General features: G+C 59.6%; 11 protein-coding genes. 6 read left to right on the forward strand and 5 right to left on the reverse strand.

Annotated elements, in window-relative coordinates; genetic code table 11:
- Window positions 1-111 precede the first annotated feature (111 nt).
- Complete coding sequence (locus Pan181_RS02875) at window positions 112-864, forward strand: 2-phosphosulfolactate phosphatase (RefSeq protein WP_145245397.1); 753 nt, start codon at window positions 112-114, stop codon at window positions 862-864.
- 175 nt (window positions 865-1,039) lie between these two features.
- On the forward strand, window positions 1,040-2,734 hold the full coding sequence (locus Pan181_RS02880; RefSeq protein WP_231943735.1) for a glycine--tRNA ligase: 1,695 nt from the start codon (window positions 1,040-1,042) through the stop codon (window positions 2,732-2,734).
- A 47-nt stretch (window positions 2,735-2,781) separates the two neighbouring features.
- On the opposite strand, the gene Pan181_RS02885 is transcribed toward Pan181_RS02880, so the two are convergent.
- The 4 genes from Pan181_RS02885 to Pan181_RS02900 all read right to left on the reverse strand — a co-directional run bounded on the left by Pan181_RS02885 (window position 2,782) and on the right by Pan181_RS02900 (window position 7,258).
- Complete coding sequence (locus Pan181_RS02885) at window positions 2,782-3,348, reverse strand: DUF4276 family protein (protein WP_145245399.1); 567 nt, start codon at window positions 3,346-3,348, stop codon at window positions 2,782-2,784.
- Window positions 3,345-4,535 (reverse strand): AAA family ATPase, encoded by a 1,191-nt coding sequence (locus Pan181_RS02890; RefSeq protein WP_145245400.1) that lies wholly within the window; start codon window positions 4,533-4,535, stop codon window positions 3,345-3,347. Before Pan181_RS02890 ends, Pan181_RS02885 begins: the two co-directional genes overlap by 4 nt.
- A gap of 305 nt (window positions 4,536-4,840) precedes the next feature.
- The gene (locus tag Pan181_RS02895) at window positions 4,841-6,259 is read right to left on the reverse strand and encodes a PQQ-dependent sugar dehydrogenase (RefSeq protein WP_145245401.1); all 1,419 of its coding nucleotides are present in this window, start codon (window positions 6,257-6,259) and stop codon (window positions 4,841-4,843) included.
- Between the two features lie 60 nt (window positions 6,260-6,319).
- Complete coding sequence (locus Pan181_RS02900) at window positions 6,320-7,258, reverse strand: DUF1559 domain-containing protein (protein ID WP_197528859.1); 939 nt, start codon at window positions 7,256-7,258, stop codon at window positions 6,320-6,322.
- 294 nt (window positions 7,259-7,552) lie between these two features.
- Here Pan181_RS02900 and Pan181_RS02905 point away from each other — a divergent pair, with 294 nt between their 5' ends.
- Window positions 7,553-8,575 (forward strand): tetratricopeptide repeat protein, encoded by a 1,023-nt coding sequence (locus Pan181_RS02905; RefSeq protein ID WP_145245403.1) that lies wholly within the window; start codon window positions 7,553-7,555, stop codon window positions 8,573-8,575.
- Between the two features lie 7 nt (window positions 8,576-8,582).
- On the opposite strand, the gene nadD is transcribed toward Pan181_RS02905, so the two are convergent.
- Window positions 8,583-9,197 carry a nicotinate-nucleotide adenylyltransferase gene (gene nadD / locus Pan181_RS02910; RefSeq protein WP_145245404.1) on the reverse strand — a complete coding sequence of 205 codons (615 nt, stop codon included), beginning with the start codon at window positions 9,195-9,197 and terminating at the stop codon, window positions 8,583-8,585.
- Window positions 9,198-9,364: 167 nt separating this feature from the next.
- Here nadD and priA point away from each other — a divergent pair, with 167 nt between their 5' ends.
- The 3 genes from priA (at window position 9,365) to rnhA (ending at window position 14,195) form a co-directional block, all read left to right on the forward strand.
- Window positions 9,365-11,650, forward strand: a complete 2,286-nt coding sequence (gene priA / locus Pan181_RS02915) for a replication restart helicase PriA (RefSeq protein ID WP_145245405.1) — start codon at window positions 9,365-9,367, stop codon at window positions 11,648-11,650.
- 156 nt (window positions 11,651-11,806) lie between these two features.
- Complete coding sequence (locus Pan181_RS02920; RefSeq protein WP_145245406.1) at window positions 11,807-13,666, forward strand: HAMP domain-containing sensor histidine kinase; 1,860 nt, start codon at window positions 11,807-11,809, stop codon at window positions 13,664-13,666.
- A gap of 82 nt (window positions 13,667-13,748) precedes the next feature.
- A complete protein-coding gene (gene rnhA / locus Pan181_RS02925) occupies window positions 13,749-14,195 on the forward strand; it encodes a ribonuclease HI (protein WP_145245407.1) in 447 nt (148 codons plus the stop codon).
- Window positions 14,196-14,418: the final 223 nt, after the last annotated feature.

Here is a 14,418-nt window from a genome sequence, read left to right on the forward strand (position 1 = left end):
CACGAACATCGCCAACGGCGCTGATTCGTGCTGTGGTGGTTCCTTATAAACGGAGGGGGAATACAGTCTAATAGAACCTCAATTGCTTAAACCTTCTATGGTACGTTAGTCATGCCGAAGCTCTCCGTCCATTATTTGCCTCAGTTTGTGGCCGAACACGAGCTGGCCGATGCGGTGGTGGTAGTGATCGACCAGTTGCGGGCGTCGAGCACGGTTTGCCATGCCCTGGCCGCCGGAGCGGTCGAAGTCCGCCCGCTGGTCGAGGTCGACGCGGTGCTGCGGGAGGTCGACGGGCAGGAGCGCTCGCAGGTGCTGCTCGGCGGCGAACGCGGCGGCAAACGCATCGAGGGCTTCGACCTGGGGAACTCGCCGGCTGAATATACGGCCGACGTGGTATTCGGCAAGCGAATCTACTTTACTACCACCAACGGCACCCGAGCCATCAACCACGCCCGGCTCGCCTCGCGGGTGCTGATGGCCGCGGCCTGCAACTTGTCGGCCGTGGTCGATGAGCTAGCCGACGAGAACGTGGTGCACCTGCTATGTGCGGGAACCGGCGGGCACGTGTCGCGCGACGACCTGCTCGTGGCCGGCGCGCTGGCCCACGAGTTCTCCGCCCGCGGCGACTGGCGGCTGAACGAAGGGGCCCAGGCCACCCGCGGCGAATGGCAGGAACTGCTGAACGCGGCCGCCGCGTTTGGGCGATCGACCAGCGAGCAGCTGGCCCTCGAACTGCAGAACACCCCCGGCGGTAAGAACCTGATGGCCATCGGCCACGACGACGACCTGGTAATCTGCGGCGACATTGACAGCCGACCGGTGGTGCCCGAACTCGATCGCTCAAGCGGGTGTCTCGTTCTGTAGGGTGCTGCCATGCAGCACAGAATCCCGCAAAGCGGTGCGTTGCTGGCACCTTGCAGGTCGCACCAGAAGTGATTGCGTGCACGGAACGACCCTCGCCGCACTGCGGAAGTCGCGTTAGAATGCGAGTTTTTCGCCCCTCTTTTAATTGCCCCCGGTCCGAGGCTTCCCAATGGATATGGAAAAGATCGTTTCGCTGTGTCGCCGTCGTGGATTCTTGTTCCAGTCGAGCGAAATCTATGGCGGACTGAACGGATTCTGGGATTACGGGCCGCTGGGCGTCGAGCTGAAGCGGAACGTCAAAGAGGCGTGGTGGCGCGACATGGTCTCGCAGCACGACGACATGAGCGTCATCCCCGGGGCCCCCAGCACCTATGAGATGACTGGCCTCGACTGCACGATCATCATGCACCCGCAGGTGTGGAAGTGTAGCGGCCACTTCGATTTGTTCTGCGACATGATGCAAACCTGCCGCCAGTGTAAGAAGCTTGTTCGGGCCGATCATGTTCAGGACATGCTGAATAATGCTGATTGGACCAATTCCTTTGCCGCCGAGTGCTTTGTCACTCGCCCAGACGGGGGAGCTACTTTCGACAGTGGAGCCGCCTTGCGTTGGGCGAAGCATCGCAAGTTTGGTAGAAGACTTTCCCCAGGATTGGCTTTGGTGCGAAATCCTGAAGTTACCATGTCGTGGTTAGCAGAGGATGTGGAGAACGGAACCGCCGGCGAGTTGACACTGTCCCTGGTCCTTAGCTACATGGCTACCGAGCAGAAGAATCAAACCGGATTGCAGATGCCATGTCCCCACTGTGGAGGCGATCTGACGGAACCTCGCGAGTTCAATTTGATGTTCGAGTCGTATGCTGGAGCCATCAAGAGCGAAGATAACCGAGTTTTCCTCCGCCCCGAAACGGCTCAGGGCATCTTCGTGAACTTCAAGAACGTGGTCGACAGCACCCGGGTCCGCATTCCGTTCGGCATCGCCCAGGTTGGTAAGAGTTTCCGCAACGAGATCACGCCGCGCAACTTTACGTTCCGCTCTCGTGAGTTCGAGCAGATGGAGATCGAGTTCTTCTGCCATCCCGACACCTCGAAAGAGTGGTACCAGTACTGGCGCGACCGCCGGTTCCGGTGGTACATCGAGCACGGCCTGGCCGAAGGGCGGTTGCAACTGCGCGACCACGATCCCGACGAGCTGAGCCATTACTCGACCGGCACCGCCGACATCGAATACGCCTTTCCGTTCCTGGCAGACGGAGAATTCGGCGAGTTGGAAGGCATCGCCCACCGCGGCGATTTTGACCTTCGCAGCCATATGGAAGGTAAGCTCGATCCAAAGAGCTGCCCGCTCGAGGTTGAACTCGGCGAAGATGGCAAGCCGAAGTACAAAGGCTCGGGCCGCGACCTGACCTATCGCGATGATTTGACCAACGAGCGGTTCACCCCGCACGTGATTGAACCCTCGGCCGGCGCCGATCGGGCGACGCTCGCCTTCATGTGCGAAGCCTACACCGAAGACGAGCAACCCGACGAAAAGGGCAAGATGCAGACCCGCACGGTCATGAAGTTCCACCCGCGGCTCGCGCCGGTGAAAGCGGCCGTGTTCCCGCTGGTCAAAAAGGACGGCATGCCCGAAGTGGCCAAGGACCTGTACAAGGCCCTCAAGGCGAAGTTCCCCGTGTTCTACGACGAGAAGGGGGCCGTCGGCCGCCGGTACCGTCGCCAGGACGAAGCGGGCACCCCGTACTGCATCACCGTGGATGGCGACACCCTGACCGACAACACGGTCACCCTCCGCGACCGCGACTCGCTCGAACAAATCCGCATCAAGCTCGACGACGTGGTCGACGAAATCGAATCGCGGATTGGGTAACATGCGAGGTGTGTGATATTCCTCCAAGTGTGCGGAGAGGCAAGCGTTTATTTTGGCATTCTGGAAGCGAGTGTTCTTAACCCCGTTATCAATACATTGAAACTGTGTGAAGAATTAGTCCCGTCCAGTTTCAAGTGCGGGGATATAGCTCTCGAACCGGCCACCTTTTGGTATTGCGGTGCTATCTTTGCAAGCTCTTCTGACGGGCGGGAAATGGTGTCAGGGGTTCGGAATTTCGCTCGGTTTTGCTCTCGTGACAATTTAGGAACACCTAGGCCCGTTTCGACGGCCGAAAGGTCGCCGAGATAGAAGCTCTCGAGTTCGTGGCAAGCGATCCGAACCAAAGAGTCTGGCCGTCGAGCGTTTTCAAGCTTCTCCTTTAGACCCTGCTTGATCTGTATGCAATTTCCGCTGTCCTGATCGCGTAGCACAACAAAAGAGGTGTCTGGCATCTGCCAATTTCGTACACGACGTTCAAGACGCTTATCCAGATCTTGCTTACCTTCAAAAACCATGAATTTAGGTGTGATGTTCGAGGGCAGTATCTGAGGCAGTATGCCCTTAAGCATTTCCTCGGCAGAGGGTTCCTCTAGTAGGAAAACCAGCATGCTCATTGAGGATCCACTCCCGTGAAGAGCCCTTCCTTCCAGAGATATCCCATTTGATCTCCATCTTCCATATATGCAGCGACTTGCTTGTCATCGCTAGCCCTTTTTATATGAGAGTAACCCTCTTCTTTGACAAGCCAAAAGACTTCTTCGAGCTTTACTGCATTCAGAAAGTCAGGCGAGTGGGTCGAGACAAAAACTTGACCACCACGATTTGCATAATTACGGAACTCTTCTGCCAATTCCCAAAGCAAGCGTGGGTAGAGTTGGTTTTCAGGTTCTTCAACACAGAGTAGAGGGTGAGGAGACGGATCGTACAAGAGCACGAGGTAAGCAAACATCTTTATCGTGCCGTCCGAAACATACTTATCAATAAATGGGTCTCGAAACGAACCATCTCGAAACTTAAGTAAGAGTCTCCCATCGGCAGTTGACTCCGTCTTGATCTCACCGATTCCAGGAACGCGATTCTTCATAGCAGTAGTGATTTGCTTGAAGATCTTGGGGTGGTTCTCGTAAAGGTGGTTAGCTACGAGTTGTAGATTGTCACCAGAGTCAGAAAGATGATCGTAGTACCCAGCAGCATCTTTGCTGCCTCGTGCCATGTTTATGTGGAAGTCGGAGATATGCCAGTTTTCGATTAACTCACGGAAGGCGTTTGCCGCTTTGAATCGTTTGAACTGCCCAATGCCTTTAATGGCAAGCATATCTGGGCTATTCAGTGTTTGTTCTTCACGATTGAGATCATCCTCTGTCTTGTCAAAGTCTTCTTCGTTTGTTACCGCGTATCCTTGCCCCTTCTGGAAATCAAGGAAATGGTAGGGAGAGCCATGCCTTCCACGTTTGTAACGCAGTACTTCTCTATCTATTCTTGGTTTGTCGCGATGATTGCTGATCTCAAGCAAATAGGTGACGAGGCGATCAGCGCCTGTGATAGTAAGTCGAAATTGCAGTTCAATATAAATGGATTGATCTTCGGCCCCTCGTGAAACTACCTCGCGAAAACCACCTCGACTTTGAAGAGCTCGCGTGACATTGTAAGTCAGGCAGTCTTTGAGGAATCCAAAGACATCGAACAGGGTCGATTTTCCAGTGCCATTTGCTCCAACGACCACACAGAATTCGGGTACGTTGGTCATTTCGATATCTCGAAACGCTCTGTAGTTTCTCAGTCGAATGGTCTCGACTCGCATAGGACACCCAAAATTGCTAGTGGGGTACGAAATAACCGCCCGCTTTGTTGTGTTAGCTATGAGCACTAATAATTTGGATACTTGTTAGACTCACAAGGTCTCCAACTGCACTACAACTACAGCTTATCATAGCAATTTATGGGAGAAGTGTAGAGGTGGTGCGACAACGAGGGCCAGGGAGTATGGCAACAGGGAATTTCCGTCACCTCCTGGTAGAAGCGCCCCTTCGGGGCGATCGCATGCGCACAAAAAATCCCCCGCAACTGGTGAGCTTGCTCATCGGCTGCGGGGGATTGGTCTTTCGTTTATTGCCGGATCGCGCGGCCTTGGTTGGTTAGCTTGAGCACCACGTCGGGCTTGTTGAGGATCACATACACCGAGCCGTCGGGGCCGCATTCGACGTCGCGCACTCGGCCGGCGTTTTTCAGCAGTAGCTCTTGGTGCAGCACGCGGTCTTCGTCTACCACCAAGCGGCGAAGCTCTTCGTGGCCCAGGCCGGTGACCAGCAGGTTGTTTTCCCACAGCGGGAACGCGTCGCCGGTTACGAAGTCGGCCCCGCACACTGCGATCGATGGTACCCAGTACAGCACGGGTTGCTGAGTGCCTTCGAGCGTCAGGTCTTCGGAGATGATGGTGCCGTTGTAGTCGATGCCGTAGGTGCTTTTGGGCCAACCGTAGTTCTTAGCCGGGTAGATGATGTTCACTTCGTCGCCACCCATCGGGCCATGTTCGGTTTCCCAAATCAGCCCGGTGGTGGGGTGCACTGCCAGGCCTTGGGGGTTGCGATGGCCGTAGCTGTAAACCGTGTTGAGTCCCTCGCTACCATCCGCGTAAGGATTGTCGTCGGGAATCGAACCGTCGGGATTCACCCGGTGGATCTTGCCGTTGGGTTGCTTGGTGTCCTGCGCGCGTTCCATGGCCCCGCGATCGCCGACCGAAACGAGCAGGTGCCCTTCGTGGTCGAACGCCAGGCGGCTGCCGTAGTGGAAACGCGTAGTCGAGTACGACGACGGCGGGCAGCTGAACACCACCTCTTCTTCGACCCACTTGTGGTCCTTGAGCTTGCCGCGGACCACGCGAGTCATGGCGGGAGCGTCGCGATTGTTGCCAGCCAGCGAATGCGTGTAGGCCAGGTAGACCCAGCCGTTTTCGGCGTAGTTGGGATCGGCTGCGACGTCCATGTAACCACCCTGGTTAATCGGTAGCGTCTCCGGGGTGCCTTCGATCGGATCGGGATGCAGCTTGCCATTGATGACAACCCGCAACCGGCCTGGGCGTTCGGTAAGTAGCGCGGTCGAGTCGTCGAGGAAGATCAGGCTCCATGGGGTATCGATCCCGTCGGCAATCCACTTTTCGACCCCAACGTCGTAGTGACGGGTGAGCAGCTTCTCGGGCATCGGCGGTGGTTCGATGCCGGCCTGGTTTTGGGCGTCGCGAATGTACTTTACCAGGCCTTGGATTTCGGAGTCCGACAGCACCTTGTCGTAGTCGGGCATGCCGACCGAGGAGATGCCGTACTTAATGTTACGCGTGAGGTCGCCATCGCCGCGACCAAACTGCCAGATGCCATCGACCATGCTCTGGGCGTTGCCGCCGGTCAGGTCTTTGCCATGGCACTGGGCGCACCGTTGTTGGTAGATGGCGTCGATCGACGACTGGGCGTACAAGTTGCCAGCCAGCGTGGCGAGCAACACGAGCGAGAGCAAGCGAAACACGTGGGACATGGACAGATTCAATTTCGGGGTTGAAGAATCGTGAACGCGGGCGGCCCAGCCAATGGCGGGCTATTCTAACAGCAGGCCATCGCTGCGGTTGCCATAGCGACGGTGAATTTCGGGATCGATATCGTAAGCAATCAAACGCACCGAACTATCGGCGAACGCAAAATAGCAGCCAGCCGTGTGGGAGCTGCCGAATTGCTTGTGCCCGGCCGTCTGGCCGTCGACCGCTGGCGGCAAATCGAGCGAGGTGTAGCGAGCGGTGTCGTTGCCATGACCAAGAAACGCGTGTTGGTCGTCGCCCCAGTCGGAGCCTTCGATGAGGCATCGCTTCTCGCCGACCAGGTAGGTATCGGAGGTGCCATCGGTGATGCGGGCCAGGCGAATCTCGCTGCGGGGGTAAAATATTCCTGTCGCGTCGGCGGTGTTTTTCCAGTCGTACACCCCATTTTCGGCATCCGCGAGAGTCTCGGGGCCAAGGTCCCCAATCACCAGGTCGCCTGCATTGGCTCCGTAGTCGGTCTTGAACACCATTTCGGCGGGCTCGGCGTTGCGAACCTCGTGCGACCCGCCGTAGGGGTAGAGCCCCAGCGCGCGGCGACTTGGGCAATTAAGCGAAGCAATCGGGGTGCTGGCGACCTCGGCCGCGAGCACTCGCTTCTGCTGTTCGCTGGCTCCTCGGCCGAGTTGATTGAGCGAGGTCTGTTCGAGATACGGCAAAATGCAGAACGCCCACCCGCCTGGTTGCCGCCGGCCGCTACCGCGATCGGCATCGCCGGTCCACACGTAACCCCACCCGCCTGAGGGTAAGTGTCCCTGGGCGTCGTTGTGCGAATGCATGGCAATGGCCACCTGTCGCAAGTTGTTTTGGCAACTGGCCCGCCGGGCCGCTTCGCGAGCCGACTGCACCGCGGGAAGAAGCAAAGCGACCAAAATACCGATGATGGCAATCACCACCAGCAGTTCAACGAGCGTAAAGCCACGCGATTGTTGGGCGTTGGTCATACAGGCAAAGCACGGTGGGAGGGAGGTCCGCGCAGCAAGGGGAGGGGAGTGGGACGGCCAGAGTATAGTGGATTGCCAAGCTGGTCGCCACAACATTGCCGGCAAACAGCCGAGGGACTCGTTTTGCTTGCCATTTACCGATTGTTTGCGATAATTCCCGTAGTGCAGGCCGCGCGAGCATATTGTGTTCATTCCTATGAATGCGGTACTTGAGTGCTTCACGCAGCAAAACACTTCAGCTCGCTGTTGTGTGCTCTACAGTTTGATCGACATTCGCGCAACGGAGGGTTTGCGATGCAAGGTTTTTGGCGATCGCTATTCATGGCGGTGCTTCTTGTGGGGAGTGCTGACGTTGCGCCTGCTCAACTCATTCGCACTGCGCCCGATATCAAACCGCCGGCTAATTATCAGCCGGGCACGGGGGTCGATCGCAATGGCATCATGCGTCGTCCCTCCACGAGTCGCACCACCAACTACGTGGTGCCTGGCGGTGGGTATTACTATGGCTGGTCGCCAGGCGGCTATTACTACTATGGCGATAGCTACTACTACGGCCGCCGCTACTATTGCCCTTATTGTGGTAGCCGCTGGTGCAACGGTTCCTGCTACTACAATCGCGGCCCGATTGTGTTACCACCCGCTGCGGTGGATGGTGGGCAGTTGTTTGGTCCGCGGGCGGCTCAGAACTTTCTCGGCGTAGGCAACAACAATGCCAACAACAATAACAATGCTGGCGGCGGCAACGTCGCTGGGGCTGGCATTCCGGCCGCGCCGGCAGTTCCTCCTCCGGTAAGCAATCCCACGGCCCGCGCCCAGGCATGGAAGTTCGTGGAGTATGGCGATCGTCACTTCAAGAAGGGTAACTATCGCGAAGCGGCCGAGCGTTACGAGAAAGCCAGCGGACAGGCGGCCGACATCGCCGACGTTTACTTCCGCCAGGCGTTTGCCGAGCTGGGACTCGCACACTACTCCGAAGCGGTATCGGCCACCCGGCGCGGGCTGTCGCTCGACTCCACCTGGCCCGAGTCAGGCTTTGTGCTCGAAGAGCTTTACCCCGACGCCGAGGCGAAGCGGGCAGTCTTTCGGCAACTGCATACCTACTTGAACGAACATGAGCACGACGCCGACGCGCGGTTCATGCTGTCGGTGCTGCAGCACTTCGATGGGCAAACTGCCGCGGCCGAGGTGGGATTCCGCCGAGTGGTCGATCAGCTTGGCCCCAACACTCCCGCGCTGGTGTTCTTGCCTCCGCCGGAAGTGGCCCAGCAACCTCAGCCGGCCGCCGAAGCCGATGCAGCCGAGGCCATTCGCGAGTAGCGCGTAACTAATTCGGCAGCAGGTAGAGTTGCTGCTGCTCGATGTACTGCCAGACCTCGGCGGGAAGCATCGATTGCACGTCGTCGCCGCTGGCGATCCGCTCGCGGATGGTGCTACTCGCCATGTGCATGGCCGGCATATCGACCATCGAGGCTTGCAGCTCGGCGACGCGCTGCTCGCTGGCCACCGGCAACAACGCACGGAAGTCGGGTGCGGGCTCGCCCGCCCGGGCGACCACCAGCGGGGTGGCCAGTCGCAAGATCTCTTGCGGCTCGCGCCAGGTCGGGAAGTCGCGTAGCGAGTCGGCCCCCAGCATGAAGAACAGCTCGTCGTCGGGCCGCAACTGATGCACGCAGCGGAGGGTATCGGCCGTGTAGCTCACTCCGCCGCGGTCGAGTTCGATGCGGCTCACCTGCCAGGTCGGTTCGGCCTGGGTCGCCAGCTCAAGCATCGCCAGGCGGTGTTCGTCGGTAGCGTGTGGCCCCGATTTCTTGAACGGCTGCGTCGCGGCTGGCATGAACCATACCTCGTCTAACGCGGCTTGCTGCTGGCAACATTCGGCCAACTGCAGATGCCCGAGGTGCACCGGATCGAAACTTCCGCCAAACAAACCAAGACGCATAGCTGAGCAGTCGCAATTCAGGGGTCGGGGGACAGGGCAGAATGGTTTATGATTGCGGAACAACGGAACCGACTCAAGCGCTCGCCCGCCAAGGGGAGCCTGGCCGGACGCTCCGGCGGTAAAAACTCCCACGACGTTGGCACTTTCCCCTCCCTCGACGCGCTCCCATGGCCCAGCAGCAGAACTTGTTCGATACCACCCCGCCGGCGTGGGAGCTTGACGATGCCGAAACCAAGCTCGTTGCGCGGGTGGTGCTCTCGACCGGCCCGACCGGCGAGTTCGACTACCTGGTGCCGGAGAACTTCGCCGACGAACGACGCCCCGAGATGCTGGTTGAAGCGGGTCGGCGGGTGCAGGTGCCGCTGGGGCGGGGCAATCGACCCGTGGTCGCCTACTGCACGCAGGTGGGGCTCGAACCGGTCGCTGGCCGGCGGCTCAAGCTACTGGCCGCGGTGCTCGACACGTCGCCGCTGCTTACCCCGCGAATGCTGGAGCTCGGGCGGTGGATCGCCGAGTACTACCTGACTCCGCTCGGGCAGGTGCTCGAGGGCATCCTTCCGGCCGGCGTCCGCGGCAAGGCTGGCACCCGCGAGACCACGCTGTTCTCGGTCCCCACGCGAGTGTCGGCCAACTTCACGCGACTCGACCTGCCGGAGAAGCAAGCCAAGGCGCTCATGGTACTGGCAGCCAGCAGCAAACCGCTGGCGATGAAACAATGGATGGCCAGGGCCGAGTGCACCGCCGCGCCGATCAACGCGCTGCGGAAGAAAGAACTGGTCGAGTCGCGCGTGGAACGTATCGATACCGACCCGCTGCTCGAAGAAGAAGTCGAACGCCGCGCGCCGCACGAGTTGAACACCGAGCAGGCGGCCGCGCTGCATACGATTGCCGATGCGCTCGAATCGCGCGAGCAGCAAACCTTGCTCCTGCATGGCGTTACCGGTAGCGGCAAGACCGAGGTCTACATCCAAGCCATCGAAAAGGTGGTGAGCTACGGCCGGCAGGCCATCGTGCTGGTGCCCGAGATCAGCCTCACTCCGCAAACGGTCGGCCGGTTTCGCGAGCGGTTCGACAACGTCGCGGTGCTGCATAGTCATCAGAGCGACGTCGAGCGGCATCGCCAGTGGAAACGCATCGCCGCCGGTGGAGTGCAGGTGGTGGTCGGCGCCCGCAGCGCGATCTTCGCCCCCACGCCCCATTTGGGACTGGTGGTGATCGATGAGGAACACGAAACCTCGTTCAAGCAGGACACCGCCCCGCGGTACCACGCGCGGCAAGTTGCCATCCAGCGAACCAAGATGGATCGGGTGCCATTGATTCTTGGCAGCGCGACCCCTTCGCTCGAAACCTGGCACGCGGCCAAGGCCGGCGAGTACCGACTGGTGACGCTCGAGAATCGCGTGTCGGATCTGCCGCTGCCGACCGTGCGGGCGGTCGACTTGCGCGATATGGATCATCGTCACAATCGCGGGGCGATCAGCCGACCGCTGTACCAGGCGATGGGAGTCGCGCTCAACGATGGCGGGCAGGTGATCCTCATGCTCAACCGCCGGGGCTACTCGACGCACGTGCAATGCCCCTCGTGTGGGTTCGCCCTCAAGTGCCCGCAGTGCGACGTATCGATGGTTTACCATCGCGCGGCCAATCAGGTCACGTGCCATTGGTGCGACTACACCGAGCTACCGCCGACCTACTGTCCTGAATGCAAGGATGCCAACATTCGCTACGGTGGACTCGGCACCCAGAAGCTCGAGGCCGAAGTCCGCGCCCGGTTCCCCAAAGCTCGCGTACTGCGAATGGATACCGATAGCATGCGCCGGCCGGGCAGCCATGAGCAGGCGCTCGACTCCTTTCGGGCGGGCGAGGTCGACATCCTGCTCGGCACGCAGATGATTGCCAAGGGGTTGGACTTCCCCAACGTCACCCTGGTCGGCGTGATTAATGCCGATACTGCGTTGCACTGGCCCGACTTTCGGGCGTCGGAGCGAACGTTCCATCTCGTCACCCAGGTGGCCGGCCGCACCGGGCGCGGCGACCGCGGCGGGCGGGTGCTGGTGCAGACCCTCTCGCCCGACCACCCAGCGATCGTGGCCGCCATGCAGCACAATTACCGAATGTTTGCCGACAACGAACTGCCCGACCGCGAAATGCTAGGCTACCCGCCATTTGGGCGGATGGCCCGCGTCGTGGTCCGCGGCAAGAACGAGGAAGTGGCCCAGGCCGTGGCCAGCGGCTTTGCCGAGCAGATGCAAGCCACGGAGTCGGGCGGGTCGGTCATCGGTCCGGCCCCGTGTGCGATAGCCAAACTTCGCGAGTATTATCGCTTTCATTTGCTGATCAAGGCCGGCAGCATCGAACAGCTGCACGCCACGCTGGCCCCGCTGGCAGGCAAGCTCAAGCTGCCAGACGACGTGCAGTGGATCGCCGATATCGACCCGATCGATATGATGTAGGCAGGTTTTTCCCGGCATTTGGCCACTTGAGAGCAGCGGTTCTGCGGTTGGCTCGAATCTGGTTCGTACCCTACAATTGACGGGTGACCCGATGGCGACTGTTCATCCGATCCCCCGCCCAACCTCCCGATCCTGTAACCTCGTTCGACCCCCGGCTTGTCCTACTCCACCTTCAAACGCGTGTTCGGCGAATCGAGCCTCGAGCGGAAATGCCGCTGGTGGTTTGGTATCTCGTTGGGTTTGCTCATCTTTCTGAGCTTCTACACCTACGGTGCGTTCGCCAAGAAGATGATTTACAAGCAGAACCGCGAACTCGGTCGCCAACTGGTGCACGAGGCCTACGTGGTAGCTCACGAGGACTTTCTGAGTCGAAGCAATAGCCATGTCAATTCGGGTAGCACCACCGGCGAGGTGAAAGAAGGGGACGAGTACGACGAATACGACGAGATCATGAGGGCCGGCCAGCGGTACGGGCGGCGCGTGCGATGGGCAGCCATCTTTCCGCCGCACGACAACGAGCTAAACCCGCCCCAGCCAGGGCTCGAACAGCGTTTGATGGATAAGTACCTCAGTGTAGTGCTGCCCCCCGACTCGCCGAGCGGCGAAGAGGGCACCGAGGCGGCAGCCGCCGCGCCGGAAGAGGAAGTACTGCCGGACGAAGCCGAACCGTACGACCACCTGGTTACGGTCGACGGTACCGAGCTCTATCGCTACTACTACCCCATCTACGCCCGGGCGGAGTGCGTCGACTGCCATCGTTGGATGGGCGACAGCCGCCGACAAACGCTGCAGGAAGGCGAGCTGCTGGCGATCATGCAGATCTCGTTCGACAACGGCCCCACCGCGCAGAAGATTGCCACGGGCAAGGCGATTCTCTGGACCGCGGCCATCATCACCGGCTTCCTGTCGATGTTCATGCTATGGGCGGTCGTGCGGTACGTGATCGTCAAACCGGTCAAGCATCTTCGCGACGTCAGTAACGCGGTTCGCGAAGGCGATGTCGACCAGCGGGCCGAGATCTACACCGGCGACGAGTTCGAAGAACTGGCCGCCGCGTTCAACCGCATGGTCCGCCAACTGCTGCGTCAGCGCGACGAACTGACCGAAGTGAATAGCGAGCTGGATGGCAAGCTCGACGAACTCGCGCAGGCCAACATGCGGCTGTACGAGATGAACCGCATCAAGAGCGACTTCCTCGCGACGATGAGCCATGAGCTGCGGACTCCGCTCAACAGCATTCTCGGCTTTAGCGACGTGCTGCAGGACATCGATTCGCTCAACGACAAACAAAAGCGGTACGTCGGCAACATTCGCCGCAGCGGATCGATGCTGCTCGAGATGATTAACGACATTTTGGACCTCGCTAAGATGGAGAGCGGGCGGATGGACGTTCGCCCCACCGAGTTCCGCATCGAGTCGATCATCTCGTCGCTCTGCGACATGGCCCGCCCGCTGGCCGAGAGCAAGAACATCGATATCGAAAGCCACTTCGAGCGCGACCTGCCGATGCTCGAGCAGGATCAGGCCAAGGTGCAGCAGATTTTGAACAACCTGCTCTCGAACGCCATCAAGTTCACCCCCGACGGCGGCCGCATCATCCTGTCGGCCAATAAAGATCACTCCGGCATGCTGGCCGTACGGGTCGAAGACACCGGCATCGGCATCAGCGAGGCCGATCAGCAACTGGTGTTCGAGAAGTTCCGCCAAGGCACGGCCGTGCTCCCCGGCGGCGACGCCATGACCCGCGAACACTCTGGCACCGGACTCGGCCTGTCGATCGTGCGCGAGCTATGTCGATTGCTCGGCGGCGAAGTCACCCTGTCGAGCGTCGTTGGCAAAGGGAGCACGTTCACGGTCACGCTCCCCTGGACCATCGAACCAATGAGCGACATGGACGCCGCGCTCAAAGAGCAAGTCGCCGCACTCCACCGCCCCCACGCCGGCGACTACATGGCCCCCGGCGGCGAAGACAACAACGCCAAAGTCGACAAGCCAACCCCAGTCGACGCAGGATAGGTGGATTTATGATTGATGAAGGATGATTTATGATGGACTTGTCATTCATCAATCATAAATCACCAATCATAAATCACTCCATATGATTCATCTCTACACCGACGGCGGTTGTTCTGGTAATCCTGGCCCGGGGGGCTGGGCCTTTCTCATGCGGCACGTGCCGACCGGCAAAGAGATGGAAGACTCCGGCGGCGAGCCCGAAACCACCAACAATCGCATGGAACTCACCGCGGTGGTCATGGGACTCTCGGCCCTCAAGCGGCCGAGCGATGTCGAACTGTTTACCGATAGCGTCTACGTTGGCAAAGGCATGAGCGAGTGGATGCCAAAGTGGAAAGCCAACGGCTGGCGACGCCGCGAAGGCAAGAAGTGGGCCGAGGTGAAGAACGTCGACCTCTGGCAAAAACTCGATGAACTGTTGCAGCAGCATCAGGTCACCTACATCCGCGTGGCCGGGCATAGCGGGCATCCCGAGAACGACCGCGTCGACGAACTGGCCGTGGCCGCTTATCAAAAGTACCTGAAGTAGCTCGCCCACTGCGGGGTAGCGATTCTGCGTTTCTGAGTTCTTCCGGCCGCAATGAGCGTTGCGGATCGCGATGTCCGTTGCTTGACTGCGCTCTGGCTATCCCCTTAGTCTCTCCCCCCAATTCTCTCCCGCTAGTCGCGACTTTGTCGTGGAATTTGGCCACTAGATGTGGTAGTGTACAGGTGTGCTGGTGATGCCCGTGGGGATCGCTGGTGCGGTGTGC

The organism is Aeoliella mucimassa, assembly GCF_007748035.1.
Lineage (GTDB): Bacteria > Planctomycetota > Planctomycetia > Pirellulales > Lacipirellulaceae > Aeoliella > Aeoliella mucimassa.